A 25,103-nucleotide genomic window follows, 5' to 3' on the forward strand; every position below is an offset into this window, starting at 1 on the left:
TCCTGTAACCATAAAAAAAGGCCCGCAGAGAAAATCTGCGGGCCTTTTTCATCGCACACAAGCGCTCGATGGTTTACCAGCAGTTGTCAGGCGGTTTGAGCCAGAGCAGTCCCTCCCTGACCAGGACTTCGTGCAGAGGAATCGTCATCTGCGGCGATGCCGTGCACTTGCCGCTGCGGATATCGAACTTGAGTCCATGCGCGGGGCAACTGAGCACATGAGCATCGCAATTTCCGCCTGCCATGGAGGCACCCGCATGCGGGCAGCTGTTCTCCAAGGCATAGAACTCGCCTTCGACATTCAGCAGCAAGATGCTCTGACCACCAGGCGTGAAGACCAGCTTTCGCCCGCCAGGCGGCAAATCCCGCACGGCGCCGGCAGCCAGCAATGCAGTATCAGGCGAAGATGCTGTCGGCAACACGGGCATGCTCCATGGCGCGCAGCAGCTCCGCAGGCGCCACCGCGCCCGTCACCTGCAGACGCCGGTTGAACACCATATGCGGCACGCCGCCGGTATGGCTGGCCTCGCTTTGGTAGCGCAGCGCATCAAAGCGGGAAGGATTCCAGTCCAGTGCTGCCGAGTACGCCAGCTGCTGCAACACCATGACCGAGCCTATATCGCGGCCCTGCACAAAGTAGGCGGCAAAGATGGACTCCACAAAGCGGATCATGGACTCACCATCGAGCAGAGTCTGGGCGTAGTTGACCAACGCGCAAACCAGGCGCGTGCTGGGGAAGGTCTCAATCAGCGCATGATTGATCTGCAGGCCCGCCGCGTGGGCCGCCGAGCGCACCTGGGCACGGCGAACCTCCACGGCCCTGGGGCCGCCGAGCCGGGCTTCGTAGAAGGCCTGATAAGGCACTCCATGCTCCGGGATCTGGGGCTGCAGAGTGTCGGCATGCCAATGGATTGCAAGCTGCTGGTCGGGATATCTGGCCAGCAGCATCTCACGGGCGGCCAGCAGATTGCGCAGACCGATCCAGCACCAGGGGCAGATCAGGTCCAGCGAAAAGTCGACCTGCAGTGTCGTTGCAGCAGAGCTTTGAGTCATGACATTTATTTCTTTGGGCAATCATCGGAGTTGATGCAAAAAAGGGCTGAATGGCTCAGCCCTTTTCATACCGAAGTGCTGCCTTCGATATCTCAGAGCGTGAAGATGGCCGATCCCACAATCTTGCGGGCTTCCAGGTCGCGATGAGCCTGCGCGGCGTCTTCCAGCGCATAGCGCTTGCTGATGTCCACCTTGATACGGCCTTCGGCCACATGGGCGAACAGCTCGTTGGCCAGCTCTGCACGCTCCGTGGGGTCGGCGATGTAATGCGCCGATGCGGGACGGGTCAGGAAGAGCGAGCCCTTGCCTGCCAGAATCTGTGGGTTGAATGGCGCAATGGAGCCTGAAGCCGTGCCCAGACAGACCATCAGACCGCGCACCTTCAGGCTGTTGAGCGAGCCCTCGAAAGTGTCCTTGCCCACGCTGTCGAAGACGGCATTCACGCCCACGCCATCGGTCAGCTCACGCACGCGCTTGGCCACGTCTTCATGGCTGTAGTTGATGGTGTGAACGCAGCCGTTGGCCTTGGCCACTTCGGCCTTGGCATCGCTGGAGACGGTGCCGATCACGTTCAGGCCTTCCAGCTTTGCCCACTGCGACACCAGCAGACCCACGCCACCGGCTGCAGCATGCAGCAAGATGGTATCGCCCTGCTTGAAGTCCCAGATGCGGCGCATCAGGTAAGCCGCGGTCAGTCCACGCATGGTGATGGCTGCTGCGGTTTCAAAGCTGATGTTGTCAGGCAGACGGATCAGGGGGGCAGCAGAAATCAGGCGCTCCGTGGCGTAAGCGCCGATGGTGTTGAGTGCGCCGGTATAGGTCACGCGGTCGCCGACCTTGAAATCCGTCACGCCGTCGCCCACGGCCGTGATCGTGCCGCAAGCCTCGCTGCCCACGCCTGCGGGCAAAGGAGCGGGATACAGACCGGAGCGGAAATAGGTATCGGCAAAGTTCAAGGCCACAGCGCCCTGCTTGAGGCGGACCTGACCCGGACCGGGTTGGCCGACTTCAATGTCTTCCTGTCGCAACACCTCGGGGCCGCCAACTTCGTGATAACGGATTACTTTAGCCATACAAACTCCCAGTCAGATACCAATCGAAAGGTGATACGGCACACGCCCTCACCTCGAACAGAATCGATACAAATCAATGGCTTAGACCATATCTCCGCTATCTCTCCATTCAGACTGGACTGAATTTATGGGAGTTCGTCTCCAGGACATTTCCCGAGAGCGCCGCTCTCTTGTCTTTACGCGACACCACGGGTAAATACCAGGCGCAAAAAGTTAACTACAAAGTTTCTCTTTGATTGAAAGCTTGCCGCAAGCGTTGGCCACCATATTGCGCGTCTGCGACTGCGGCAAGCCCGTCCCAGCCTCTAGAATCATTCCGTTTACGTAAACGTCAAACCAATGCGAGGGCCTGGCATTCTTGCCAGGCGCCGGACATGAAGTCGAGGGAAGCCCCTGCCATCCGTGGCAGGCAACTTCCCCAACAATCCAAGGCACAACCCAGGTCTGGCAGCCAGCCGGGCCAGCATTCGAGGAAACAGAGACGATGACCTATAAAGCGCCCATCAAAGACATGCTGTTCGACATGGAGCATCTGGCCCAGATCGAGCAAGTCGCCCAGATTCCCGGCTTTGAAGACGCGGGGCTGGAGACCGCGCAGGCCGTTCTCGAAGAATGCGCCAAGCTTTGCGAAGGCGTGGTCGCTCCCCTGAATGTGCCAGGCGATGTCAACCCCTCGTCCTTCAAGGACGGCGTCGTCACCACCACGCCCGGCTTTGCCGATGCCTTCAAGCAGTACGCCGAAGGCGGCTGGCAGGGCCTGCAGCACCCAGCCGACTTTGGCGGCCAGGGCCTGCCCAAGACCATTGGTGCGGCCTGCATCGAGATGCTCAACAGCGCCAACCTGAGCTTTGCGCTGTGCCCGCTGCTGACCGACGGTGCCATCGAGGCACTGCTCACTGCAGGCAGCGATGCACTCAAGTCCACCTACCTGGAAAAGCTGGTGACCGGTGAGTGGACCGGCACCATGAATCTGACCGAGCCCCAGGCCGGCTCCGACCTGGCCCTGGTGCGCACCAGGGCCGAGCCTCAGGGTGATGGCAGCTACAAGGTCTTCGGCACCAAGATCTTCATCACCTATGGCGAGCACGATATGGCGGACAACATCGTCCACCTGGTCCTGGCCCGCGTGGCCGGCGCCCCCGAAGGCGTCAAGGGGATCAGCCTGTTTGTCGTGCCCAAGTTCCTGGTGAACCAGGACGGCTCCTTGGGCAAGCGCAACGATGTGCACTGCGTCAGCATCGAGCACAAGATGGGCATCAAGGCCTCGCCCACGGCCGTGCTGCAATTTGGCGACAACGGGGGAGCCAGCGGCTACCTCGTGGGCGAAGAGAACCGCGGTCTCGAATACATGTTCATCATGATGAACGCCGCCCGCTATGCCGTGGGCCTGCAGGGCCTGGCCGTGGCCGAGCGGGCCTACCAGCACGCCGTGGCCTATGCCAAGGAACGCGTTCAAAGCCGCCCCGTCGACGGCTCGGTCAAGGCCAGCGCCACCATCATCCACCACCCCGATGTGCGCCGCATGCTGATGACCATGCGTGCCAGCAACGAAGGCTGTCGCGCCATGGCCACCGCGGCCGCTGCCGCCTACGATGCCGCCCACCACCACCCGGACGCCGAAGTGCGCCAGGCCAACCAGACCTTCTATGAATTCATGGTGCCGCTGGTCAAGGGCTACAGCACCGAAATGAGCCTGGAAGTCACCAGCCTGGGGGTGCAGGTGCATGGCGGCATGGGCTTCATCGAGGAAACCGGCGCCGCCCAGTACTACCGCGACGCCAAGATCCTGACCATCTATGAGGGCACGACCGCCATCCAGGCCAATGACCTGGTCGGCCGCAAGACCGCACGTGATGGCGGCCTGACCGCCAAGGCGATTGCCGCCCAGATCGAAAAGACCGAAGCCGCCCTCCATGCCAGCGGCACCGATACGGCCAAGGCGGTCGCCAGGAATCTGGCCCAGGCCCGTCAGGCCTTTGTGCAGGTGGTGGACTTCATCGTGGCCCAGGCCAAGGCCGACCCCAATGCGGCCTATGCGGGCAGCGTCCCCTATCTGATGCTCACCGGCAATCTGGTCGCCGGCTGGCAGCTGGGCCGCTCGGTGCTGGCTGCGCAGGAGCTGCTGGCCAAGGGCCAGGACACGGCCTTCATGCAGGCCAAGCTGGCCACGGCCCGGTTCTATGCCGAACATATCCTGACCCGGGTACCCGGCCAGGCCGATGCCGTGATCAACGGCGCGGCCAGCGTGATGGCATTGTCCATGGATCTGTTCTGATCCTGCACCTGAGGGCGGGGCGGCAACGCCCTGCCTCATCATGAAATGCATGGAAATAGCGGCTGGTACTTATGGATAAAGCGCTAGCCGCTATGTTTTTTAATCCCTGAGGCGCACCAAGACCAGCCACTCGGCAGACTCTGGTGCCATCACTTAGGCTTGCACTGCCGGCGCAGGCCGCCGAGGGCTATTGATGGAATGAGTTTTCCAGGCAGAGCAGTCTGCCCAGGCAAGGCATTGCGGCGATGGCTACGGCTGCGCAATCAGGATGGAGCGCAGACGGTCCCGTTCTCGGCGATTGCCCGCCAGTCCCTCGTCCAGAAGCGACTTCAGGGCATCGATATGCGCAATCATCAGCTGCTCGGCCTTGGCGTTATCGCCTTCGGCCAGCGCCTCGACGATGGCCGCAGGACTGGGGGCCTTCTTCTACTGGATGGTCGCCCCCAAGGGCCTGACCTACACCGACCGGGATGGCGAAGCCATCGCTGTGGCAGCGGCCAAGCACCAATCCACTGCACCTGTTTTAGGCAGGCATATGGAACGAGGCGCCCAAGCGCCTCGTTTTGCTTCAAGCCGCAGCGTGCCAGCTCAGCAGCAGCGCGGTCGGTGTCTCACGCCGTCTCAGCGCTCCTCACAACAGCACGATATCGTATTGCTCCTGCGCCATCGCGGTCTCGGCCTGCAGCGAAATGGGCTTGCCGATGAAGTCGGAGAGGCTGGCCAGATGCTGGCTTTCCTCGTCGAGGAACATCTCCACCACCTTGGGCGATGCCACGACGCGGAACTCATGGGGATTGAACTGGCGCGCTTCGCGCAGGATTTCGCGCAGCACCTCGTAGCAGATGCTGCGCGCGGTCTTGACATCGCCCTTGCCGGAGCAGGCCGCACAGGGCTCGCACAGCATATGGGCCAGCGACTCGCGCGTACGCTTGCGCGTCATCTCCACCAGGCCCAGCTGCGAGAAGCCGCCGGCCATGGTCTTGACGCGGTCGCGTGCCAGCTGGCGGCGGAATTCGGAGAGAACCTCGCCCTGATGCTCCTCGCGCACCATGTCGATGAAGTCCACGATGATGATGCCGCCCAGATTGCGCAGGCGCAGCTGACGCGCGATGGCGTGCGCCGCTTCCAGATTGGTCTTGAAGATGGTGTCGTCAAAATTGCGCGCACCGACATAGCCGCCCGTGTTGACATCGATGGTGGTCAGGGCTTCGGTCTGATCGACGATCAGATAGCCGCCCGACTTCAGATCCACACGCCGCCCGAGAGCGCGCGCGATTTCCTCGTCGATGTTGTAGAGGTCGAAGATCGGACGCTCGCCCTTGTACAACGCAAGCTTTGGCACGGCCGCCGGCATGTATTCCTGGCCAAAGCTCTTGAGCAGCGCAAACTGTTCGCGCGAATCGATGCGAATGCTCTGGGTGTTCTCGCCGACCAGGTCCCGCAGCACACGCTGCAGCAGGTTCAGATCCTGGTGCAGCACCGACATGACGGGCAGCTTCTGTGCCGTATCCTTGATGCGCGCCCAGGTCTTGCGCAGATAGCGGATGTCATCGGCCAGCTCGGCATCGCTGGACTCCTCGCCATTGGTGCGCAGTATGAATCCGCCGCCACCGCCCCCCTCCTTGGTGCCGACCAGCTCCTGCAGACGAGCCCGCAAGGCATCGCGCTCGTTCTGGGGAATTTTCTGGGAGATGCCTATATGGTCGTCCTGGGGCAGAAACACCAGCAGACGCCCGGCAATGCTGATCTGCGTGGACAGACGGGCACCCTTGGTCCCTATGGGGTCCTTGATGACCTGCACCATGATGGACTGGCCTTCGAACACCTGCTTTTCGATGGGTGTCAGCGGCTGGTCCTTGCGCGCGAACATCGGGGCTTCGCCGCTGTCCTGACGCTGCCAGACATCGGCCACATGCAAGAAGGCAGCACGCTCCAGACCGATATCGATGAAGGCGGACTGCATGCCGGGCAGCACGCGCGAGACCTTGCCCAGATAGATGTTGCCGACGAGTCCCCGCTCCAGCGGGCGCTCCATGTGCAGCTCCTGCACGGCGCCATTCTCGACAATCGCCACCCGCGTTTCCTGCGGCGACCAGTTGATCAAAATATCTTGCTGCATTGACTGTCGTTCTTTCTTTATATGTCCTGGCTTTTGCTGCGCCCAGTGTGCGACGCGCGCATGGCTGGCGCAAGACAGCTGCCATGCAGAACTTCCCTCGGGGCAAGCCTCAAGAACAGAGTGCCGATTGCGCCAAAGGTTCAGAGCGGCCAGCCCAGCTGGCGCAAAAGCTCGGCAGTTTCGTAAACGGGCAGGCCCATGATGGCCGAATAGCTGCCGCGGATCTCTGCGATATGTGCGGCCGCCCTGCCCTGTATGCCATAGGCTCCGGCCTTGCCCATGGGCTCGCCCGTGACCACATAAGCCTCGATCTGTGCCTCGGTCATGGGAGCAAAGCGCACGGTGGACACCGACAGGGCCTGCAGACGCCGCGCGCCGCTTTGCAGCGCCACGGCGGTCAGCACCTCATGTTCGGCCCCGGAGAGCAGACGCAGGATGCGTCGCGCGTCTTCGGCATCGGCGGGCTTGCCCAGAATCTGCTTGCCCAGCGCAACGGTGGTGTCGGAGCACAGAATGGGCGCTGCCGGCAGACCACGCCGCGCATGGCGGGCCACGGCGGCATCGAGCTTGCCGGCCGTCACGCGCTGCACATAGTCATGGGGATCTTCACCGGCCAGCTCGGCCTCTATGGCCTCGGCATCCTCGGCGATATCGTCGGCTGCATTGGGCAGCAGCAATTCATGCGCCACGCCCAGTTGCTCGAGCAGCTGACGACGGCGGGGACTTTGGGATGCAAGATAGAGAATGGGCGCCATGATTTTGATTAAAAATGGCCTCTAGCGCCCATATATAAAGCGCAACAGGCTATCAAAATCATAGTATCACGCACTGCGTGAAATTGCACGCAGAGTCCGATCACAAGCGCTTATTCGCGGTGATAGGGATGACCGGCATTGACCGACCAGGCTCGATAGAGCTGTTCAATCAGCAGCACGCGCACCATGGCATGCGGCAGGGTCAGGTCGGAGAGACGGATGCGCTCATGGGCTGCGGCCTTGAACTCGGGGTCCAGACCGTCGGGCCCGCCAATGACCAGGGCCACATCGTCGCTCTCGAGCTGCCAGCCCTTGAGGCGCTGCGCCAGTGCCTTGGTGGTCAGATTGGTGCCGCGCTCGTCGAGCACCACGATGCGGGTGCCCCTGGGGATGGCGGCTTCGATACGCTTGCGCTCTGCCGCATACAGGGTCTCCAGCGTCTTGGAGCCGCGCGGCTCGGTCTTGACGGCCTTGAGTTCGACCTTGAGTTCGGGCGGAAAGCGCTTGGCGTAATCGTCGTAGGCCGTCTGCGCCCAGTCGGGCACATGCAGGCCTACGGCCACGATGGTCAGCTTCATTTAGGCCTTGGCGCGGGGAGCACGCTTGGCTGCGGGTTTGGCAGCAGCCGGCTTGGCAGTACGAGGAGTGCTGGGCTTGACGACCACGGTCTTGACCGTCTTGGCGGCGGCGGACTTGGCAGCGGGCTTCTTGGCTGCAGGCTTGGCACCGGCAGCTGTCTTGGTGGCTGGCTTCTTGGCCGCAGCCTTCCTGGCAGCAGGCTTTTTCTCGACCACGGTGTTTTCCGCAGCGGCCTTGTCCACGGCCTGCCTGGCGGCCAGCTTCTTGGCGGCCACTTCGGCAGGCTTGGGCTTGGCGGCACCGATCTTCATGCGCACCGGTGTCTCGCCCCAGATTTCTTCCAGGCGGTAGTACTGACGAATGGCCGGCTGCATGATGTGGCAGACCACCGAGCCGCAGTCCACGATGATCCATTCGCCGTTTTGCTCACCTTCCTGACGAGGCACGGGAAAGCCTGCTTCCTTGACGGCTTCGCGCACGCTGGAGGCAAGTGCCTTGGTCTGGCGATTGGAGGTACCCGAGGCCACGATCACGCGCTCGAACAGCGGGGACAGCGCTTCGGTGTTGAACACCTGGATGTCGTGGGCCTTGACGTCTTCGAGGCCGTCAACAATGGCTCGCTGGAGTTTGGTGACGTCGCGCTTGGCTGCGGAATCCGATTTGGTGGAGGTGGTCATCAGGCGATGGAATCAGTAAATGATGGGATCAATATAGCGTGTGCCGCGCCACACCCGTATCAGGGTTGGGTTGGCATAGGCGTCCAGACCGCCAGGGGCCTGTGCTCTTCACGCATTGAAAAAGGTTGACGCGCCAGTCAATAGCGCGCATCCAGCTATGGAAATTATAGTTTTCTAAAAATTTCCCTGCTGACAGGGCTTTATGCCCGATCAACAGGGGAATCCGGCCTACCGGACAAAGGCCTGTGCCTCAGAGCCAGTCACGGCGAATCAGGTATTTTTCAAGCAGATCGCGCTCGGGCGTACCGGGTGCATCCTCACGCTGATAGCTCCAGTCCGCATGAGGAGGCATGGACAGCAGGATGGACTCCGTGCGGCCGCCGGACTGCAGGCCGAAATGCGTGCCTCGGTCCCAGACCAGGTTGAATTCCACATAGCGGCCACGGCGGTAGCGCTGGAAATCCACCTGCTGCTGAGTGTACTGCGCCTCCCGGCGTCGCTCCACGATGGGCAGATAGGCCTTCAGAAAGGCATCGCCAACCGAGCGCAGCATGGCAAAGCTCTGCTGCTGGCCCAGTTCGCTGAAATCATCGAAGAAGATACCGCCAATGCCGCGCTGCTCGTTGCGATGCTTGAGAAAGAAGTACTCATCGCACCATTGCTTGAAGCGCGGATAGAGCTGATCGCCAAATGGCTCCAGCGCATCACGGCAGCTCTGGTGGAAATGCACGGCATCCTCCTCGAAGCCGTAGACCGGCGTCAAATCCATGCCGCCGCCAAACCAGCAGGTCTTGGGCTGACCCTCATGGCCGGCCGAGATCATGCGCACATTCATGTGCACCGTGGGGACCAGGGGGTTGCGCGGATGAAACACCAGCGACACGCCCATGGCCTCGAACGGCGCCCCTGCCAGCTCGGGCCGGTGCTGTGTGGCCGAAGGCGGCAGCTGTGGCCCGCGCACATGCGAGAAACCGCAGCCTGCGCGCTCGAACACGCGCCCGCCCTCCATGATCCTGGTGACGCCGTTGCCTTGCAGCTTCTCGCCCGGCTCCTTGTGCCAGGCATCTGCCAGAAACCGCGCACCACCCTCGCCTTCGATCGCTTCCAGCGCCTCGGTGATGCGGGTCTGCAGACCCATCAGGTACTCACGCACCTCGGCCGCAGGCAGCTGATCAGCCACAGAAGATGAGGATGTCTGGGTCATCAGTCGGCTTTCTTGACAGCGCGGAAGCCGATGTCGCGGCGATACTGGGCACCATCGAAATGGATGCCACGTGCCACGTCATATACCTTCTGCTGCGCCTGCTTGACACTGTCGGCCAGCACGGTCACACACAGCACGCGGCCACCGCTGGTCACGGGCTGGCCGTCGTCGCCCAGCTGGGTGCCGGCATGGAAGACCATGGCATCGTCGGCTGCGGCGGGCAGGCCCGTGATGACATCGCCCTTGCGCGGATCTTCGGGGTAGCCGGCAGCAGCCATGACCACGCCCAATGCAGTGCGGCGGTCCCATTGCAGCTCCAGCTGATCCAGCTTGCCTTCGCAGGCAGCCAGCATCACATCCACCAGATCGCTCTTCAGGCGCATCATGATGGGCTGGGTTTCCGGATCGCCCATGCGGCAGTTGAATTCCAGCGTCTTGAGATGGCCTGCCTTGTCGATCATCAGGCCCGCGTACAGGAAGCCGGTGTAGGGCACGCCGTCCTTTTCCATGCCGCGGATGGTGGGCAGGATGATCTCGCGCATGGCGCGGGCATGCACATCGGCCGTCACCACGGGCGCAGGCGAATAAGCGCCCATGCCCCCGGTATTGGGACCCTGGTCGCCATCCTTGAGGCGCTTGTGGTCCTGGCTGGTTGCCAGCGCCAGCACGTTCTTGCCGTCGCACAGCACGATGAAGCTGGCTTCCTCGCCTTCGAGGAACTCCTCGATCACGACGCGTGCACCGCCTTCGTTGTGCTGAACACCGTACTTGTTGTCCACCAGCATGAAGTCCACGGCATCATGGGCTTCCTGCAGCGACATGGCCACCACCACGCCCTTGCCGGCAGCCAGGCCGTCAGCCTTGATGACGATGGGAGCGCCCAGACGATCCACATAGGCGTGGGCCGCGACGGCGTCGGTAAAGGTTTCATATTGCGCCGTGGGAATGCTGTGGCGCGCCATGAAGTCCTTGGAAAAGGCCTTGGAAGACTCCAGCTGGGCTGCAGTCTTGGTCGGGCCGAAGACCTTGAGTCCGTGGGCACGGAACTCATCGACCACACCAGCCGCCAGCGGAGCCTCGGGCCCCACCACCGTCACGGCAATCTTTTCGGCCTGGGCCCATTCGCGCAGAGCCTTCACATCGGTGATGTCGAGGTTCTCCAGCTTGCCGCCAGCCAGGGCTGTGCCACCGTTGCCGGGAGCCACATAGACCTTGGTCGCCTTGGGCGATTCGGCCAACTTCCACGCCAGAGCGTGCTCACGGCCACCGCCGCCAATCACAAGAATTTTCATATTTCTGCGTTGTGGTAGACGTCCTGAACGTCATCCAAGTCTTCAATCATGTCCAGCAGCTTCTGCATGCGAGCTGCATCATCGCCTTCGAGAGCGATTGTATTTTCGGGGCGCATGGTCACCTCGGCCATGTCGGCGGTAAAGCCGGCGGCCTGCAGTGCGTCACGCACGGCTTCAAAGTCGCCGGGAGCCGTCAGCACCTCGATGCCACCTTCGTCATCGGTGATCACATCCTCGGCACCAGCTTCCAGCGCGATCTCCATGACTTTTTCTTCGTCCGTACCGGGGGCAAACATGATTTGACCCACATGCTTGAACTGGAAGGCCACCGAGCCTTCGGTACCCATATTGCCGCCGTACTTGCTGAATGCGTGGCGAACATCGGCCACCGTACGCACGCGATTGTCCGTCATTGTGTCCACAATGATGGCCGCGCCGCCGATGCCATAGCCTTCGTAACGGATTTCCTCGTAGGTCACGCCGTCGAGGTTGCCCGTGGCCTTGTCGATATTGCGCTTGATATTGTCGGCCGGCATATTGGCTGCCTTGGCCTTGTCCACCGCCAGACGCAGACGCGGGTTGGCGCTCAGATCGCCCCCACCCTGGCGGGCGGCAACCATGATTTCACGAATGATGCGCGTCCAGATGCGGCCACGTTTTTCATCCTGACGACCCTTGCGGTGCTGGATGTTGGCCCATTTGCTGTGTCCTGCCACAGGGAATCCTTTGATATTTGATTTAACCTAGCGGGAGCGATTTTACTTTTGACTGCATGCCCCCCCAGAGGAAACCCGAAATGGCTTCACCCCTTTTGATTGCCCAGCACTCTGCCACAGAATGTGTACTGCTGCCCGGACTGGCCAATCGGCATGGCCTGATCACAGGCGCAACCGGCACCGGCAAGACCGTCACGCTGCAAAAACTGGCCGAAAGCTTCTCGCAGATCGGCGTGCCGGTTTTCATGGCCGACGTCAAAGGAGACCTGAGCGGCATCAGCCAGGCCGGCAAGATCGAAGGCAAGCTGGCAGCCTCGCTCAAGGATCGCGGCCTGGCCCTGCCCCAGCCCCTGGCCTGCCCGGCAACGCTATGGGATGTGTTCGGCGAGCAGGGCCACCCCGTACGCGCCACCATCTCGGACATGGGCCCTCTGCTCATCGGCCGCATGCTGAATCTGAACGAGACCCAGATGGGCGTGCTCAATCTGGTGTTCAAGATTGCCGACGACAACGGCATGCTGCTGCTGGACCTCAAGGATCTGCGCGCCATGCTGAACTTTGTGGGCGACAACGCCAAGCAGTTCACCACCCAGTACGGCAATATCAGCTCGGCCAGCGTGGGTGCCATACAGCGCGGCCTGCTGACCATCGAAAGCCAGGGCGGCGACCGCTTCTTCGGCGAGCCCATGCTCGACATCAACGACCTGATGCAGACCGATGCCAGCGGCATGGGCGTGATCAACGTGCTGGCGGCCGACAAGCTGATGAATGCCCCGCGCCTGTACTCGACCTTTTTGCTCTGGCTTCTGTCCGAACTGTTCGAGCAGTTGCCGGAAATCGGCGACCCCGAGAAGCCCAAGCTGGTGTTTTTCTTTGACGAGGCCCACCTGCTGTTCAACGATGCGCCCAAGGTGCTGATCGAGCGCATCGAGCTGGTCGTGCGCCTGGTGCGCTCCAAGGGCGTGGGCGTGTACTTCGTCACCCAGAACCCGCTGGACGTTCCCGACAGCGTGCTCGGCCAGTTGGGCAACCGTGTGCAGCACGCCTTGCGCGCCTTCACGCCGCGCGACCAGAAGGCCGTGGCCTCGGCCGCCTCCACCATGCGCCCCAATCCGGGCCTGGATATTGCCGCCGCCATCACCGAGCTGGCCGTGGGCGAAGCCCTGATCAGCTTCCTCGACGAAAAAGGCCGCCCCAGCGTGACCGAGCGTGTGTTCGTGATTCCGCCCGGCAGCCAGCTCGGCCCCATCACGGCCGAGCAGCGCAAGGCGCTGATCGAGGGCTCCCTGGTTGCCGGCGTCTATGAGAAAGCCGTGGACCGCGAATCGGCCTTCGAGATATTGCGCGGCCGTACTGCCAGCGCCGTGCCCGCCAAGCCCGGCGATGCGCCTGCTGCGGCCGGAGCGGCCGCGCAAGGCGGCGCCACGGACTCCATGATGGACGGACTCAAGGAGCTGCTGTTCGGCCGTACCGGCCCGCGCGGCGGCCAGCACGACGGTCTGGTGCAGACCATGGCCAAGTCCACGGTGCGCACCGTGGGCAACAGCCTGGGCAAGGAGATTCTGCGCGGCGTGCTGGGCGGCATTCTGGGCAACAAGAAGCGCTGATTCCAGGGTGTGCACTCGCCCCAAGGGCCTGCGTCAGCAGGCCTTTTTTTGTAGCCGTCGGACAGAAAGCGCTCAAGGCGGCAGTCATTATGACGATACATAATAAATCCATCCCCTGGTGCCAGCCGCCAGTCTCTTGGACATGTGCTGCTGCCTGCAGGCACAGCCGCTTCTTTCCTCAACGCTAACCACGCTGCCCAGTCTTGCCGCAGACCACCAGTTCGCTCGGGCCGGGCAGTGCTTTTGCAAATTTTCAGCCAATGCAATTCAATCAATGGCGTGTATCCACCAAGCTGTGGTGCACTTTGGGCGGGCTTCTGACCATGATGCTGGCCGTCTCGCTATGGAACCAGCACTCGTCCACCCAGGCCCTGCAGGCCGGCATGCAGACCCTGACCGACTATGACAATCGCATCAATCTCGCCCTTCAGTGGAAAGGTGCCACCGAGACTACGGGCGAACGCGTGCTCACCAGCAATATGACCACCGACGAAGCGCTGACCCTGCGCATGGACGAGCGTGTCAGCGAAGGCGTGGCCGTCAATGGGGCGCTGCAGGCACAGGTCATCAAACTGGCTCAAAGCGATGCCGACAAGGCCGCCCTGCAGAAGATCGCAGCCGTGCGCGCCGAAGTTCTGGCGCTGAACAAGAAGGCGCGGGAGATCAAGCTGAGCGGCGATATCGAAGCCATGCGCGACTTCATCCGCCTGCAGTATCTGGGCGCCATCGGCCGTTATGTAGCTTCCCTGCAGGACTTTGTGAAGCTGCAGGAGCAGCAGCGCGACGCCGCCAGCCTTCACCTGCAGCAAGACCAGCAAAAAGCGATCTGGCTGTCCTGGGCGGTGCAGGCCCTGGTGCTGACTGCCGCACTGGGCCTGGCGCTGGCGCTGACCCGCTCGATTACCCACCCCCTGAATGAAGCCGTGGAGCTGACCCAGGCCATTGCACAGGGCGATCTCACGGTGACCGCCAGCAACAACCGCCATGACGAGTTCGGCCGCCTGCTGAGCTCCGTCTCGACCATGGCAGCCCAGCTACGCAGCCTGGTGAGCGATGTACGCACCAGCGTGCACTCCATCAGCACCGCCTCGGCCGAAATCGCCACCGGCAACCATGACCTGTCTGCACGCACCGAGCAGACCGCCGCCAATCTTGAGGAAACCGCGGCCAGCATGGAACAGCTGACCGCCACCGTCGCCCAGGCCTCGGACACCGCCCGCCAGGCCAACCATCTGGCAGGCAATGCCGCGCAGGTCGCTCAGCGCGGCGGCCATGTGGTGCAGTCCGTGGTCAGCAGCATGGGACGCATCAGCGACAGCGCACACCGCATCTCCGACATCATCGGCGTGATCGACTCCATCGCCTTCCAGACCAATATCCTGGCCCTCAACGCGGCGGTCGAGGCCGCGCGCGCCGGCGAACAAGGCCGAGGCTTTGCCGTGGTCGCCGGCGAAGTGCGCGCCCTGGCCCACCGCAGTGCCGAGGCGGCCAAGGAGATCAAGGCCCTCATCACCACCTCCGTGGACGCCGCCCAGGAAGGCGCAGACCAGGTCTCCCAGGCGGGGCGCGTGATGGAGGAAATCGTCAGCAGCGTCGGCAAGGTCTCGGACATGATTGGCGAGATCAGTGCCTCGGCCATGGAGCAGCATGACGGTATCAGCCAGGTCAACCAGGCCGTGACCAACCTGGACCAGATGACGCAGCAAAATGCCGCCCTGGTCGAGGAATCCACGGCGGCCGCTGTCTCGCTGAGCGACCAGGCCCAGCGCCTGACCGGCATGGTGTCCGTGTTCAAGGTCCAGGCTGCGGACAGGGCGCCGGCGCTGACGGCCTGAACCGGCAGGGGCATGCCGGCTGTCCACCCCGGTTTGCCCGGGGCAGTCACGCTTGTGACTGGCCCGCTCGGCGCCGCAAGACACCATGCCGGCATGCCCCATACCTCTGACGACACCTTGCTGACCGCCGGTCTGAGCAGCTTTCGCCTGGACCTGGTCGACCATATCGCCCATCTGGTGCTCAACCGCCCCGATGCCTTCAACACCCTGAACCCCAGGTTCTGGCAGGAGCTGGACCTGGTGCTGGATACGCTGCAGCGCAGCGGCCAGTCGCGCGCGCTGGTGATCAGCAGCACGGGCAGGCATTTTTGCGCCGGCATGGCACTCGAGACCTTCGCCGACCCCGCCTTTGCGCCCAATGACCGCACGCCCGAGGGCCGCGCCGCCATCATCGACACCCTGGCCCAGCTGCAGTCCACCTTCAACAAGATCGAAGCCCTGCGCATGCCCGTGATCTGCGCCATCCAGGGCGCCTGCGTGGGAGGCGGTCTGGATCTGGTGGCCACGGCCTGCATACGCTATGCCAGCGCCGAGTCCTTTTTCTGCGTGCAGGAGATCAATATCGGCATGACCGCCGACCTGGGCAGCCTGCAGCGCCTGCCCAAGCTGATGCCGCTGGGCATCGTCAAGGAGCTGGCCTATACCGGCCGCCGCATGACTGCGCAGGAGGCAGCCAGTCACGGTCTGGTCAACGCTGTCTGCGACACGCCCGAAGCCACCGTCACGGCAGCTCTCGCCTGCGCGCGCGAAATTGCGGCCAAGCCGCCCGTGGCCATCTGGGGCAGCAAGCAGGTGATCAATTACGCGCGCGACCACAGCGTGAGCGACTCGCTGCAGCAAATGGGCTGGGTGCAGAGCGGCATCTGGAGCAACCGCCATGTCATGGAGGCCGTGAGTGCCATGCAGGCCAAGCGCGCCGGCGATTTCCCCCCGCTGGAGCCGCTGCAGGCGTTTGCACCAGCACTGCCTCCAGCGGGCAATTACTCCTGATTAAATAGCTATCAGTACTTACCAGCAAAGGTTTATGTGCCTTTTCTTCTCGTATTCCTCTATCTGCTCGATGGCCCGCTGAGCGCCATCGACAGGTAGCCGAACCGCAACGCAGCAAATCGGCTTGAAGTGGGCGAGGCGCCGTTATCATGGATTCAGTACCACCCCAGCCTGTCTTGCCATGAGCACAAACAACGCCCCCCTGCCCACTTATGACGATGTCGTGGCCGCTGCCCAGCGCCTGCAGGGCGTCGCCCACCGCACGCCGGTGCTGACCAGCCGCACCATGGACGAACAGCTGGGTGCGCGCCTGTTCTTCAAATGCGAGAACCTGCAGCGCATAGGCGCCTTCAAGTTTCGCGGCGCCTACAACGCTCTGGCGCAGTTCACGCCCGAGCAGCGCAAGGGCGGCGCCCTGGCCTTTTCCTCCGGCAACCATGCCCAGGCCATTGCCCAGGCGGCCCAGTTGCTGGACATGCCGGCCCTGATCGTCATGCCCGAGGATGCACCAGCTTCCAAGATGGCGGCCACGCGCGGCTATGGCGCCCAGGTCGTCACCTACAACCGCTTCACCGAAGACCGCGAAGCCATCGCCGACAAGCTGGCGACCGAGCGCGGCATGACCCTGATCCCGCCCTACAACCACCGCGACGTGATCGCCGGCCAGGGCACGGCCGTCAAGGAACTGCTGGAGGAAGTGCCGGACCTGGACTATCTGTTTGTCTGCCTGGGCGGCGGCGGTCTGCTCTCGGGCAGTCTGCTGGCCGCCAACGCCCTGGCTCCGCAATGCAAGGTGATCGGCGTCGAGCCCGAAGCCGGCAACGATGTGCAGCAGTCGCTGCGTGCCGGCCATATCGTCAAGATTGCCACGCCGCGTACCATTGCCGACGGCGCCCAGACCCAGGCAGCGGGAGATCTGACCTTTGCCATCATCCAGCAGCGCGTGAACGAGGTGCTGACCGTTAACGACGAGCAATTGGTCCAGGCCATGCGCTTTTATGCCGAGCGTATGAAAATCGTGGTCGAACCCACGGGCGCGCTCTCGCTGGCTGCCGCCATCAACGGCGGTCTGCCGCTCAAGGGCAAGCGCGCGGGCATCGTGATCAGTGGCGGCAATGTGGATTTAGAGCGTTTTGCCAGCCTGCTGTCCGAGTGACAGCGAAAATAGCGTCCGTTGCGGCCCGGCCCGCATCCTCCTGATCTCCATTTTGCAAGCACGAGCCCGCCACAAGCGGGCCTGCCTGCCTTCACCACAAAGACCAAGAACATGAGCACTTTGCATTTGATCGACCACCCTCTGGTCCAGCACAAACTGACACTGATGCGCCGCAAGGAAGCATCGACCAACAGCTTTCGCCGCATGCTGGGCGAGCTGTCCACCCTGATGGCCTATGAGCTGACGCGCGACTTCCCGCTGCAGGACATCGAGATCGAGACGCCCATGGAAAAAATGACGGGCAAGGTCATCGACGGCAAGAAGCTGGCCCTGGTCTCCATCCTGCGCGCCGGCAACGGCTTCCTGGATGGCATGCTCAACGTGGTGCCCGGCGCCCGTATCGGCCACATTGGCCTGTACCGCGACCCGGAGACGCTCAAGCCCGTCGAGTACTACTACAAGATGCCCGAAAACATGGGCGAGCGCGACGTGATTGTGGTCGACCCCATGCTGGCCACCGGCAACTCGGCCGTGGCGGCCGTGCAGCAGCTCAAGGACAAGAGCGCGCCCAAGTCCATCAAGTTCATGTGCCTGCTGGCCGCCCCCGAAGGTGTGAAGACCATGCAGGCCGCCCACCCCGACGTGGACATCTACACCGCCGCCGTGGACCGCGAACTGGACAGCCATGGCTACATCCTGCCCGGCCTGGGTGATGCGGGCGACCGTATCTTCGGCACCAAGTAAGCACGGCTGCTTGCCAACAAAAAGCCCCAGGCGCAAGGCGTTGGGGCTTTTTTCATGCTCAAAACAGCCTGCAGCGCTTATGTATCAAGCGCTGACAGCTATCAATATGAGATCCGGTTCAACTCTGATTCAGCGCCAGATTGTTGAGCTTGTCCAGCCGGGCAGGCCAGCTGTCCTGCCGGGCCGACTGCAGCAAGATACGCGTCCAGGCAATCCAGGCATCCCACTGCACGCGCTTGTCCCAGGCATTGCCCCAGCTGCAAAAGCACTGCAGCGCGCTCTCGGCGGCCCGGGCGGCATCGGCACTGCGGCCCGCACTCAGATAGAGCTGGGCCAGCACCATCTGCGGCTCGCCCACCCAGGGGTTGAGGGCCACGGCCTGCTCCAGCGTGGCGGTGGCAGCGTCCAGATCGACCAGCGGCTGATCGAGCTGAATCACCGACCAGTAAAGTGCCACGGCCGCAGCCTCGTTGCCAGCGCTCAGCAGCTGGCTGCAGTTCGCAAACACAGGCGGCAGCGGCAGCCGGGTCTTGAGCGCAGGATGCTGCAGCGCCCGGCCCAGGCCGCTGATCTGGCTGAGCATGCGGCTGCTGGGGCGCATGGGGCCGGGCCACAGCGACGCCGCCCAGTGCACGGCCTGCTGACGACTGTGGTCCACGGCCGGGAAGCGCGAATAGATGTCTTCCTGCCAGCTGAACCACTGCTCCATGCTGTCGGCCATGCTGACAATCGCGAACACAGCCACTTCATAGGCGGTGAGCCTGATGGTCTCGCGCGGCTCGGGGCCGTTGCGCTCGATCTGCAGGCTGCCGTCGGCTCCCAGCTCGCCCGCCAGCAGTTTTTGCACAAACTGGGTACGGCTCATGGTGCAGAACAGATAGACCAGATGCTCGGCCTGCTCCCCGACCAGGCTCTTGAGCTGCTCACGCTCGTTGCCGGCATCGAACTTGACCAGATCGACAAAGGCATTGCCATAGACACTGTGCAGCAGACCCAGCTGGCGCACCTGCCTGGGTTGCTGCCACAGCGCCAGAGAGCGCGCCACACCTGCCAGATGGTGGCGAAAAGTGCCGGCCTTGTGCCAATCCTGGCCCACACCGCGCTCCAGCACCACAGGCAGCAGCGGCGCCAGATCGGCGTCACGGCTCAGCCATTCCTCGTCCAGCAAGGTCTTGGCGCGTTCGAACAGCGCCTCATCCAGTTGATTCCAGGGCTGATTCATGCGCTCACCATGCAGTTGTGTAGGCACCCTTGAAGGTCTTTTCCACAAAGGCCTTGACCTCGGGTGACTGGTAGGCCTTCACAAAGGCCTGCAAGCCTTTGCTGTTTTCGTGGCCGGCACGCGTGACGATGAGCACGGTCACATAAGGCGTGTTCACATCTTCCAGCGCCAGCGAGTCGCCCTGGGGGGACAGGCCGGCTGCCACGGCATAGCTGCTGTTGACGGCCGCGGCATCCAGATCATCAAGGGCGCGGGCCAGCTGGGCGGCTTCGAGCTCGACAAACCTGAGCTTTCTGGGGTTGGCCGTGATGTCCAGCACCGAGGCGCGCGCACCGGCATCGGCCTTGAGCGTGATCAATCCCTGCTTGGCCAGCACCATCAGGGCACGCGAGCCATTGGTGGGATCGTTGGGAATGCCCACGCGCGCGCCACTCTTGAGATCGGCCAGCTTCCTGACCTTTCTGGAGTACACGCCCATTTGCTGGTTCACGGCCTTGGCCACGGGCACCAGCTTGTAGCCACGGTCCTTGTTCTGGGCATCGAGGAAGGGCTGGTGCTGGTAGATGTTGGCGTCGAGATCGCCGGTGGACAGCGCCGCATTGGGCTGGATGAAGTCGCCAAATTCCACCAGCCTGACCTTCAGGCCCTGCCTGGCCGCAACCTGCTTGGCCACTTCGGCAATCTGGGCGTGGGGGCCGGCCGTCACGCCGACGGTCACGGCCAGATCCTGGGCCTGGGCCAGCAATGCGGCAGGTACCAGGGCGGCAACTGCCAGGGCTTTTACGAGAGAACGCTTGTGCACCATGGGCACCTTTCAAGACAAATCCGGGAAACTCGGGTCCGCCAAGCATGTGCACGCTCAGGGACAGCAGCTTGAAACTTAACGCATAAAGCAAACCTCGGCAGCCAGGCTGAGGCCTGCCACCATCACAAAGCAGGATGGCTGGCAGCGCGGCTCGGAAAATATCTATAAAGACCGGATCAATCCCTTACCTAACAAGCGATTAAAGCTATCAAAACAGGAATACCTCCAGCACACCGCATGCTTGACATTGAACTGAACTTCAAGCTTAAGTTGGGAGCCACAGGAGACTCCCCATGCCTCGTCGCATTCTTCACGTTGTCAGCAACGTCGCCCATTACAATGACCCTGCCGAGCCCACCGGACTGTGGCTGTCGGAACTCAGCCATGCCTGGGAAGTCTTTGCCAGGCAGGGTTATGCGCAGCAACTGGTCAGCCCGCTGGGCGGCCGCTCGCCGCTGGAGCCGCGCTCGCTGAAATGGCCGAACCGGGATGCCACGGCCAGGGCATGGCTCGCGGATGCAGCGCGCATGGCCCTGCTCTCCAAAACGGCCGCCCCTGATGCCTTGGACGCGCAAGACTTTGATGCCATTTATTTCACCGGCGGCCATGCCGTGATGTGGGACTTTCCATCCTCGCAGGGACTGCAGCGCATCACGCGCGACATCCATGAGCGCGGTGGCGTCGTTGCCTCGGTCTGCCACGGCTATTGCGGTCTGCTCGAAACCCGCCTGTCCGACGGCTCGCTGCTGGTCGCCGGACCCAGGCTGACAGGCTTTTCCTGGCTGGAGGAAAGGCTCGCCGGTGTGGCCGGCAAAGTGCCGTACAACGCCGAAGCGCTGATGCGCCAGCGCGGCGCCCAGTATGAGAAAGCCTGCCTGCCTTTTGTCTCCAAGGTCGTGACGGACGGCAGGTTGGTGACTGGGCAGAACCCGCAGTCGGCCCGGGCCACTGCCCTGCAGGTGGCTCAGTTGCCGGGCTGAGCGGGCCGGCCCGCCGCCTCCTCGTCCCGCCCCAGCAAGCGCATCTGCGACAGCACACGCCGAGCGTTGCCGGCGCAGTCCATGTCTTCGGGTCTGGCCTCGATCTGGGCGATCAGCTCGCCCAGTTCGGCGCGATTTTGCGTCAGCTGTGCCAGCATCAGATCGATGCTTTGCAGCTTGCGATGCAGCGTGGCCAGCAACTCGTCATGCTGCCACTTCTCCAGATCCTCGGGCAGCAGCTGGCGCAGCTCCTGCAGGCTGAAGCCGGCCCGCTGCGCCGTGGCAATCAGCCTGAGCGCCAGCACCGCCTCTTCGGGATAGCTGCGATAGCCATTGGCCTGGCGCTGGGCAACGCCCAGCAGGCCGATGCGCTCGTAAAAACGAATGCGCGATGCGGCAAGACCTGTGCGCTGGGCGAGTTCTCCGATCTTCATGTGCGCCATTCTCGCGCAATCCGCGCTTGACCTTGAACCGAGCTTCAAGCTCACGCCTACACCATTCCCGGTCGTTGAGGCCGGCGAAGCCTGTGCTTCAAGGAGTTGAAGCGCCGATTCATATCGAGCACCAATGGTCAGATCGCCTTGCGCGGAGTACGGCGATTCCTGCCTGGGCAGTCTCGGAGGATGAACGGCCAGAGATTCCAATGGAATAAACAACGTCCTTGAACTGTTTACAGCAGGTCAACCTCAAGGAGATCTCAATGACCCGTCTCGCTTCCTTCGCCCCCCTCACCTCGGTGTTCCTGGCGGCCTGTGCCGTGACAACTGCCGCCCAGGCGCAGGCGCAGGCGCCCGCTTCTGCCATGAATGGCGTGCTCGTGGGCCCCAACCAGATGACGCTGTATGTCTTCGACAAAGACGCCGCCGGATCCGGCAAGAGCGTATGCAACGGTGGCTGCGCCACGAACTGGCCGCCTCTGACGATGGCCCCGGGTGCGACGGCTACCGGTGACTGGAGCTTGATTGTCCGCGACAACGGTGATCAGCAATGGGCCTACAAGGGCCGTCCTCTCTATTACTGGGCCAAGGATGCCAAGCCCGGAGACAGAACGGGAGATGGATTGCTCAACAACAGCTGGCACATCGCCAAGCCCTGAGAACTCAAGCCTGGATCATCAAGAGGAAGAAGCAATGAAGCTCCGAAAAATGAAGCTCGCGCTAAGCTGTGTCATGGTGGTGTCGCCGGTTTTCACCCTGGCAGCCGAGCAGGAAGTGACGGCACCGCGGGTGGTCCAGGCCCTGGAAGCGACCTTTGGCGTTCATCAGGGAGAGCGCCGCAATCACATCAAGGGGACCTGCGCGGTGGGCGAGTTCACCGCTACCGCCGAGGCCGCCAGCTACTCGCGCTCTGCACTGTTTTCCGGCCAAGCCGTTCCGGTGATTGCGCGCTTCTCGCTGGCAGGAGGAAACCCCAAGGTTCCAGATGTTGCCCAAAGCGCGCGTGGAATGGCCCTGCAATTCAAGCTCTCAAAGGGACAGTTGCACCAGATGACCATGTTGAACACCCCCATGTTCGGCGCCGCCCACCCCGGAACGTTTCTGGACCTGACCGAAGCTCAGCGCCCCGATCCAGCCACCGGCAAACCGGACCCGGAAAAGCTCAAAGCATTCAGGGCCTCCCATCCTGACAGCTTGGCTCAGGCGCAATATCTGGCCAGCCACAACCCTCCCGACAGCTACACCCGCAGCGCATTCTTTGGCATTCACACCTTCAAGTTCATCAATGCACAGGACAAGGTGACTCTGGTGCGCTGGCGCTTCGTACCGCAGGAAGGGGAGAAGCCGCTGAGCAACGAGGCGCTGAAGACGGCTGGGACGGACTTTCTGGAAACCGCATTGATCAGCAGTACATCGAAAAAACCGGCTCGCTGGGACATGCTGGTGACGGTCGGGCAGCCGGGTGATCCGCAGGATGACCCCACGCAATCATGGCCCGCACAGCGACCTGAGTTCAAGGCTGGCACCTTGACGATCACGAGCGCTTCGACTCAGAAAGGAGGCTTGTGCGAGCCGATCAACTTTGATCCGATGGTGATGGCCGACGGCATTGCGCCCACCAATGATCCGGTGCTCCGCTTTCGCTCCCAGGCCTATGCGGTGTCATTTGGCAAGCGCTTGAGTGGTCAATGAACTCCGAGGATCAAGCTCGGTACATTCCTCCTTAGGTTCCAGCAAGGCCAGGTCCACGCCAGGGCAAACCAGGAAAGCAAGCTACCGGCCGATCTTCGACTGTCGATGATCGGCCATTGAGGAAATCGGACTATGCGACTGTTTTCGCCTGCAGCCGCCAGTAGCGTCATCCAAGCAATTCGCTTGCGATGTATGTCAGCGTTCACCAAGACACCCAATGCCATTGCTTGATCGGCGGCTGTGACATCGAGTGCCTGATGAGCCTGAAGTCCTGGCTGCCATCTTCGCCAGTTCAATACTTCAAGCCTCAGGCAGAGGTCCGCACTGCAGCGAAGGGAGCTGCTGGCTCCCACTCTCGCTTTACCGCCACGCACTTGATCTCGGCGAGCAAGCCCGGATGTGCGAGTTCTGCAACGCCTATTGACGTCCATGCGCAGGTGCCGCGTGGAAAAACCCTATTCTTCACCTCGCGAAACACGGGCATATGTTTGCTCATCTGCACATGGTAGGTGGTCATATCGACCAGATCCTCAAATGTGCATCCTGCAGCTTCCAGCACTGCGCGCAGATTCTCCCAGCAGGCCAGGAATTGCGCCTCGGGATCACCAATCACTTCTAGATCGACGGTGCGCCCAACCTGCCCGGCGCAGAAAACGGTAGCGCCGACCTTCACGGCCGGCACATACCCCGCACGCTCCACTATAGATTGCATCGTCGGTGGAACAATTAATTCACGGTCTGCCATATCCAGTTGTACCCGTCTACCTCCACACCCGCCAGCTTGCGCCGTCAGACTGACGGGCCTGGAGGGCATGACTGAGGCTTGGTTAGTCCATTGAGATCTTCGCGCTCTGGATGATTCCGGTCCAGCGCCTTACTTCCATATCCATCAGCTTGGCGAAGTCAGCCGCACTGTTGGGATAGGGATAAGCACCCTGCTCAGCCAGATGAGCCACAAAATCCTTCTCATGTGCAATGGTCAGGATCGTATCTTGTAGCTTTTTGACGATGGCAGGCGAAGTTCCAGCCGGAGCCATGATTCCATACCAGGATTCAACAACCACATCCTTCACACCACCCTCGGCAAATGTGGGAACTTCTGGAATAGCGGCTGCGCGCTTGTCCGAAGCGATTCCCAGCAAGCGCACCTTGCCACTCTTGGCGAACGGCAAAACATTGGGCAGGTTCGCAAATAGAACGTTGACCTGCCCTGCTTGCAGATCTGTGGTGGCTGGCGACGCCCCCTTGTAAGGAATATGGGTCAACTTGATGTTCGCACGACTCTCGAACATCTCACCTGTCAGGTGATTGATGGAGCCGATACCTGCGGACGCCATGTTCAGGCCGCCCGGGTGGGCCTTTGCATAGGCCACGAACTCGGAGAGATTCTTCGCGGGAGTGTTCGTGGATATGGCCAGAACATTTGGCACCGTGGCAAAGGTTGCTACCGGCGTAAAAGCCTTGTTGCCGTTGAAAGACAGCTTCTTGTACAGCAGCGGCTGCACAGCTTGCCCCATGGAGCCCATCAGCAAGGTGTATCCATCTGCCTGGGCTTTCGCAGCGTAGGCTGCACCAATCGTACCGCCGGCCCCCGCACGGTTGTCCACCACCACTGGTTGTCCCAAAAGTGATCCCATGCGATCTGCGATGAGGCGACCCATCAAATTAACGGTTCCACCTGGAGGAAACGGCACCACCAAGGTAATAGCCTTGGAGGGATAGGTGTCTGCGGCTGCATTGAACGAAAGAGTCAGTACGGCCGCGAGAGCTGCAAGGTGCTTAATCATCGGAGTATCCAGTGGGTCAGGAAATGGTGTTTTCAACTGAGGTTTAAGGCATTTGCCATTGAGGGTATGGCAGGGCTGTTTTTGTCTTCTTTATTCGAAAATCTCG

At 62.1% G+C, this 25,103-nt stretch carries 24 protein-coding genes; 9 read left to right on the plus strand and 15 right to left on the minus strand.

The genetic code is table 11. The features are described 5' to 3' along the window. Positions 1 to 73: 73 nt before the first annotated feature. The 3 genes from O987_RS16800 to O987_RS16810 form a co-directional block, all read right to left on the minus strand. Positions 74 to 427, minus strand: a complete 354-nt coding sequence (locus tag O987_RS16800) for a Rieske (2Fe-2S) protein (RefSeq protein WP_050874111.1) — start codon at positions 425 to 427, stop codon at positions 74 to 76. Next, positions 396 to 1,052: a DsbA family protein gene (locus O987_RS16805; RefSeq protein WP_043373633.1), complete on the minus strand. Its 657-nt coding sequence runs from the start codon at positions 1,050 to 1,052 to the stop codon at positions 396 to 398. The genes O987_RS16800 and O987_RS16805 overlap by 32 nt, the downstream gene beginning before the upstream one ends. 92 nt (positions 1,053 to 1,144) lie before the next feature. Beyond that, positions 1,145 to 2,125, minus strand: a complete 981-nt coding sequence (locus O987_RS16810) for a quinone oxidoreductase family protein (RefSeq protein WP_043373636.1) — start codon at positions 2,123 to 2,125, stop codon at positions 1,145 to 1,147. A 484-nt stretch (positions 2,126 to 2,609) separates the two neighbouring features. On the opposite strand from O987_RS16810, the gene O987_RS16815 reads away from it, so the two are divergent. Continuing rightward, positions 2,610 to 4,400, plus strand: a complete 1,791-nt coding sequence (locus O987_RS16815; RefSeq protein ID WP_043373638.1) for an acyl-CoA dehydrogenase — start codon at positions 2,610 to 2,612, stop codon at positions 4,398 to 4,400. Between the two features lie 631 nt (positions 4,401 to 5,031). On the opposite strand, the gene rng is transcribed toward O987_RS16815, so the two are convergent. The 7 genes from rng to O987_RS16850 all read right to left on the minus strand — a co-directional run bounded on the left by rng (position 5,032) and on the right by O987_RS16850 (position 11,742). Next, complete coding sequence (gene rng, locus O987_RS16820) at positions 5,032 to 6,519, minus strand: ribonuclease G (RefSeq protein ID WP_019042841.1); 1,488 nt, start codon at positions 6,517 to 6,519, stop codon at positions 5,032 to 5,034. 140 nt (positions 6,520 to 6,659) lie between these two features. Continuing rightward, positions 6,660 to 7,274 (minus strand): Maf family protein, encoded by a 615-nt coding sequence (locus O987_RS16825; protein ID WP_043373641.1) that lies wholly within the window; start codon positions 7,272 to 7,274, stop codon positions 6,660 to 6,662. A gap of 110 nt (positions 7,275 to 7,384) precedes the next feature. Continuing rightward, on the minus strand, positions 7,385 to 7,852 hold the full coding sequence (gene rlmH, locus O987_RS16830; protein ID WP_003053899.1) for a 23S rRNA (pseudouridine(1915)-N(3))-methyltransferase RlmH: 468 nt from the start codon (positions 7,850 to 7,852) through the stop codon (positions 7,385 to 7,387). Beyond that, positions 7,853 to 8,530: a ribosome silencing factor gene (gene rsfS / locus O987_RS16835; protein ID WP_003053898.1), complete on the minus strand. Its 678-nt coding sequence runs from the start codon at positions 8,528 to 8,530 to the stop codon at positions 7,853 to 7,855. 250 nt (positions 8,531 to 8,780) lie between these two features. Further along, positions 8,781 to 9,734 (minus strand): oxygen-dependent coproporphyrinogen oxidase, encoded by a 954-nt coding sequence (gene hemF, locus O987_RS16840; RefSeq protein WP_003053896.1) that lies wholly within the window; start codon positions 9,732 to 9,734, stop codon positions 8,781 to 8,783. Further along, complete coding sequence (gene purD, locus O987_RS16845; RefSeq protein ID WP_019042844.1) at positions 9,734 to 11,026, minus strand: phosphoribosylamine--glycine ligase; 1,293 nt, start codon at positions 11,024 to 11,026, stop codon at positions 9,734 to 9,736. The genes hemF and purD overlap by 1 nt, the downstream gene beginning before the upstream one ends. Beyond that, positions 11,023 to 11,742, minus strand: a complete 720-nt coding sequence (locus tag O987_RS16850) for a YebC/PmpR family DNA-binding transcriptional regulator (RefSeq protein WP_043373644.1) — start codon at positions 11,740 to 11,742, stop codon at positions 11,023 to 11,025. Before O987_RS16850 ends, purD begins: the two co-directional genes overlap by 4 nt. Before the next feature lie 80 nt (positions 11,743 to 11,822). On the opposite strand from O987_RS16850, the gene O987_RS16855 reads away from it, so the two are divergent. The 5 genes from O987_RS16855 (at position 11,823) to upp (ending at position 18,074) form a co-directional block, all read left to right on the plus strand. Then, a complete protein-coding gene (locus O987_RS16855) occupies positions 11,823 to 13,349 on the plus strand; it encodes a helicase HerA-like C-terminal domain-containing protein (protein WP_019042846.1) in 1,527 nt (508 codons plus the stop codon). 260 nt (positions 13,350 to 13,609) lie between these two features. After that, positions 13,610 to 15,184, plus strand: a complete 1,575-nt coding sequence (locus tag O987_RS16860; RefSeq protein WP_043373646.1) for a methyl-accepting chemotaxis protein — start codon at positions 13,610 to 13,612, stop codon at positions 15,182 to 15,184. Between the two features lie 93 nt (positions 15,185 to 15,277). After that, the gene (locus O987_RS16865; RefSeq protein ID WP_043373648.1) at positions 15,278 to 16,174 is read left to right on the plus strand and encodes an enoyl-CoA hydratase-related protein; all 897 of its coding nucleotides are present in this window, start codon (positions 15,278 to 15,280) and stop codon (positions 16,172 to 16,174) included. A gap of 181 nt (positions 16,175 to 16,355) precedes the next feature. Then, positions 16,356 to 17,330: a threo-3-hydroxy-L-aspartate ammonia-lyase gene (locus tag O987_RS16870; protein WP_043373650.1), complete on the plus strand. Its 975-nt coding sequence runs from the start codon at positions 16,356 to 16,358 to the stop codon at positions 17,328 to 17,330. Positions 17,331 to 17,441: 111 nt separating this feature from the next. Then, on the plus strand, positions 17,442 to 18,074 hold the full coding sequence (gene upp / locus O987_RS16875) for a uracil phosphoribosyltransferase (RefSeq protein WP_003053872.1): 633 nt from the start codon (positions 17,442 to 17,444) through the stop codon (positions 18,072 to 18,074). Between the two features lie 118 nt (positions 18,075 to 18,192). On the opposite strand, the gene O987_RS16880 is transcribed toward upp, so the two are convergent. Together O987_RS16880 and O987_RS16885 are read right to left on the minus strand one after the other, a co-directional pair. Next, the gene (locus O987_RS16880; RefSeq protein WP_043373652.1) at positions 18,193 to 19,296 is read right to left on the minus strand and encodes a DUF6817 domain-containing protein; all 1,104 of its coding nucleotides are present in this window, start codon (positions 19,294 to 19,296) and stop codon (positions 18,193 to 18,195) included. A gap of 4 nt (positions 19,297 to 19,300) precedes the next feature. After that, positions 19,301 to 20,101, minus strand: a complete 801-nt coding sequence (locus O987_RS16885; RefSeq protein WP_003075612.1) for a MetQ/NlpA family ABC transporter substrate-binding protein — start codon at positions 20,099 to 20,101, stop codon at positions 19,301 to 19,303. A gap of 293 nt (positions 20,102 to 20,394) precedes the next feature. On the opposite strand from O987_RS16885, the gene O987_RS16890 reads away from it, so the two are divergent. Continuing rightward, positions 20,395 to 21,081, plus strand: coding sequence for a type 1 glutamine amidotransferase domain-containing protein (locus O987_RS16890; protein WP_043373656.1), 687 nt, complete (start codon positions 20,395 to 20,397; stop codon positions 21,079 to 21,081). On the opposite strand, the gene O987_RS16895 is transcribed toward O987_RS16890, so the two are convergent. Then, the gene (locus O987_RS16895) at positions 21,066 to 21,515 is read right to left on the minus strand and encodes a MerR family transcriptional regulator (RefSeq protein ID WP_043376586.1); all 450 of its coding nucleotides are present in this window, start codon (positions 21,513 to 21,515) and stop codon (positions 21,066 to 21,068) included. The two genes, O987_RS16890 and O987_RS16895, sit on opposite strands and share 16 nt — an antisense overlap. A gap of 266 nt (positions 21,516 to 21,781) precedes the next feature. Here O987_RS16895 and O987_RS16900 point away from each other — a divergent pair, with 266 nt between their 5' ends. Both O987_RS16900 and O987_RS16905 read left to right on the plus strand, forming a co-directional pair. After that, the gene (locus O987_RS16900) at positions 21,782 to 22,177 is read left to right on the plus strand and encodes a hypothetical protein (RefSeq protein WP_003053857.1); all 396 of its coding nucleotides are present in this window, start codon (positions 21,782 to 21,784) and stop codon (positions 22,175 to 22,177) included. Between the two features lie 34 nt (positions 22,178 to 22,211). Further along, a complete protein-coding gene (locus O987_RS16905; protein WP_003053854.1) occupies positions 22,212 to 23,210 on the plus strand; it encodes a catalase family peroxidase in 999 nt (332 codons plus the stop codon). 307 nt (positions 23,211 to 23,517) lie between these two features. Here the strand turns inward: O987_RS16905 and O987_RS16910 are convergent, their stop codons facing one another. Further along, positions 23,518 to 23,955, minus strand: a complete 438-nt coding sequence (locus O987_RS16910; RefSeq protein ID WP_051962203.1) for a RidA family protein — start codon at positions 23,953 to 23,955, stop codon at positions 23,518 to 23,520. Positions 23,956 to 24,037: 82 nt separating this feature from the next. Next, positions 24,038 to 24,997, minus strand: a complete 960-nt coding sequence (locus O987_RS16915) for a Bug family tripartite tricarboxylate transporter substrate binding protein (RefSeq protein WP_043373658.1) — start codon at positions 24,995 to 24,997, stop codon at positions 24,038 to 24,040. Between the last annotated feature and the right edge of the window lie 106 nt (positions 24,998 to 25,103).

It is taken from the genome of Comamonas testosteroni TK102, from assembly GCF_000739375.1.
Lineage (GTDB): Bacteria > Pseudomonadota > Gammaproteobacteria > Burkholderiales > Burkholderiaceae_C > Comamonas > Comamonas brasiliensis.

What these genes read in the sequence shown, in the direction of transcription:
- O987_RS16800 (WP_050874111.1), bottom strand. Translation starts at nt 427, where the DNA reads ATGCCCGTGTTGCCGACAGCATCTTCGCCTGATACTGCATTGCTGGCT.
- O987_RS16805 (WP_043373633.1), bottom strand. Translation starts at nt 1,052, where the DNA reads ATGACTCAAAGCTCTGCTGCAACGACACTGCAGGTCGACTTTTCGCTG.
- O987_RS16810 (WP_043373636.1), bottom strand. Translation starts at nt 2,125, where the DNA reads ATGGCTAAAGTAATCCGTTATCACGAAGTTGGCGGCCCCGAGGTGTTG.
- O987_RS16815 (WP_043373638.1), top strand. Translation starts at nt 2,610, where the DNA reads ATGACCTATAAAGCGCCCATCAAAGACATGCTGTTCGACATGGAGCAT.
- rng (WP_019042841.1), bottom strand. Translation starts at nt 6,519, where the DNA reads ATGCAGCAAGATATTTTGATCAACTGGTCGCCGCAGGAAACGCGGGTG.
- O987_RS16825 (WP_043373641.1), bottom strand. Translation starts at nt 7,274, where the DNA reads ATGGCGCCCATTCTCTATCTTGCATCCCAAAGTCCCCGCCGTCGTCAG.
- rlmH (WP_003053899.1), bottom strand. Translation starts at nt 7,852, where the DNA reads ATGAAGCTGACCATCGTGGCCGTAGGCCTGCATGTGCCCGACTGGGCG.
- rsfS (WP_003053898.1), bottom strand. Translation starts at nt 8,530, where the DNA reads ATGACCACCTCCACCAAATCGGATTCCGCAGCCAAGCGCGACGTCACC.
- hemF (WP_003053896.1), bottom strand. Translation starts at nt 9,734, where the DNA reads ATGACCCAGACATCCTCATCTTCTGTGGCTGATCAGCTGCCTGCGGCC.
- purD (WP_019042844.1), bottom strand. Translation starts at nt 11,026, where the DNA reads ATGAAAATTCTTGTGATTGGCGGCGGTGGCCGTGAGCACGCTCTGGCG.
- O987_RS16855 (WP_019042846.1), top strand. Translation starts at nt 11,823, where the DNA reads ATGGCTTCACCCCTTTTGATTGCCCAGCACTCTGCCACAGAATGTGTA.
- O987_RS16860 (WP_043373646.1), top strand. Translation starts at nt 13,610, where the DNA reads ATGCAATTCAATCAATGGCGTGTATCCACCAAGCTGTGGTGCACTTTG.
- O987_RS16865 (WP_043373648.1), top strand. Translation starts at nt 15,278, where the DNA reads ATGCCCCATACCTCTGACGACACCTTGCTGACCGCCGGTCTGAGCAGC.
- O987_RS16870 (WP_043373650.1), top strand. Translation starts at nt 16,356, where the DNA reads ATGAGCACAAACAACGCCCCCCTGCCCACTTATGACGATGTCGTGGCC.
- upp (WP_003053872.1), top strand. Translation starts at nt 17,442, where the DNA reads ATGAGCACTTTGCATTTGATCGACCACCCTCTGGTCCAGCACAAACTG.
- O987_RS16880 (WP_043373652.1), bottom strand. Translation starts at nt 19,296, where the DNA reads ATGAATCAGCCCTGGAATCAACTGGATGAGGCGCTGTTCGAACGCGCC.
- O987_RS16885 (WP_003075612.1), bottom strand. Translation starts at nt 20,101, where the DNA reads ATGGTGCACAAGCGTTCTCTCGTAAAAGCCCTGGCAGTTGCCGCCCTG.
- O987_RS16890 (WP_043373656.1), top strand. Translation starts at nt 20,395, where the DNA reads ATGCCTCGTCGCATTCTTCACGTTGTCAGCAACGTCGCCCATTACAAT.
- O987_RS16895 (WP_043376586.1), bottom strand. Translation starts at nt 21,515, where the DNA reads ATGAAGATCGGAGAACTCGCCCAGCGCACAGGTCTTGCCGCATCGCGC.
- O987_RS16900 (WP_003053857.1), top strand. Translation starts at nt 21,782, where the DNA reads ATGACCCGTCTCGCTTCCTTCGCCCCCCTCACCTCGGTGTTCCTGGCG.
- O987_RS16905 (WP_003053854.1), top strand. Translation starts at nt 22,212, where the DNA reads ATGAAGCTCCGAAAAATGAAGCTCGCGCTAAGCTGTGTCATGGTGGTG.
- O987_RS16910 (WP_051962203.1), bottom strand. Translation starts at nt 23,955, where the DNA reads ATGGCAGACCGTGAATTAATTGTTCCACCGACGATGCAATCTATAGTG.
- O987_RS16915 (WP_043373658.1), bottom strand. Translation starts at nt 24,997, where the DNA reads ATGATTAAGCACCTTGCAGCTCTCGCGGCCGTACTGACTCTTTCGTTC.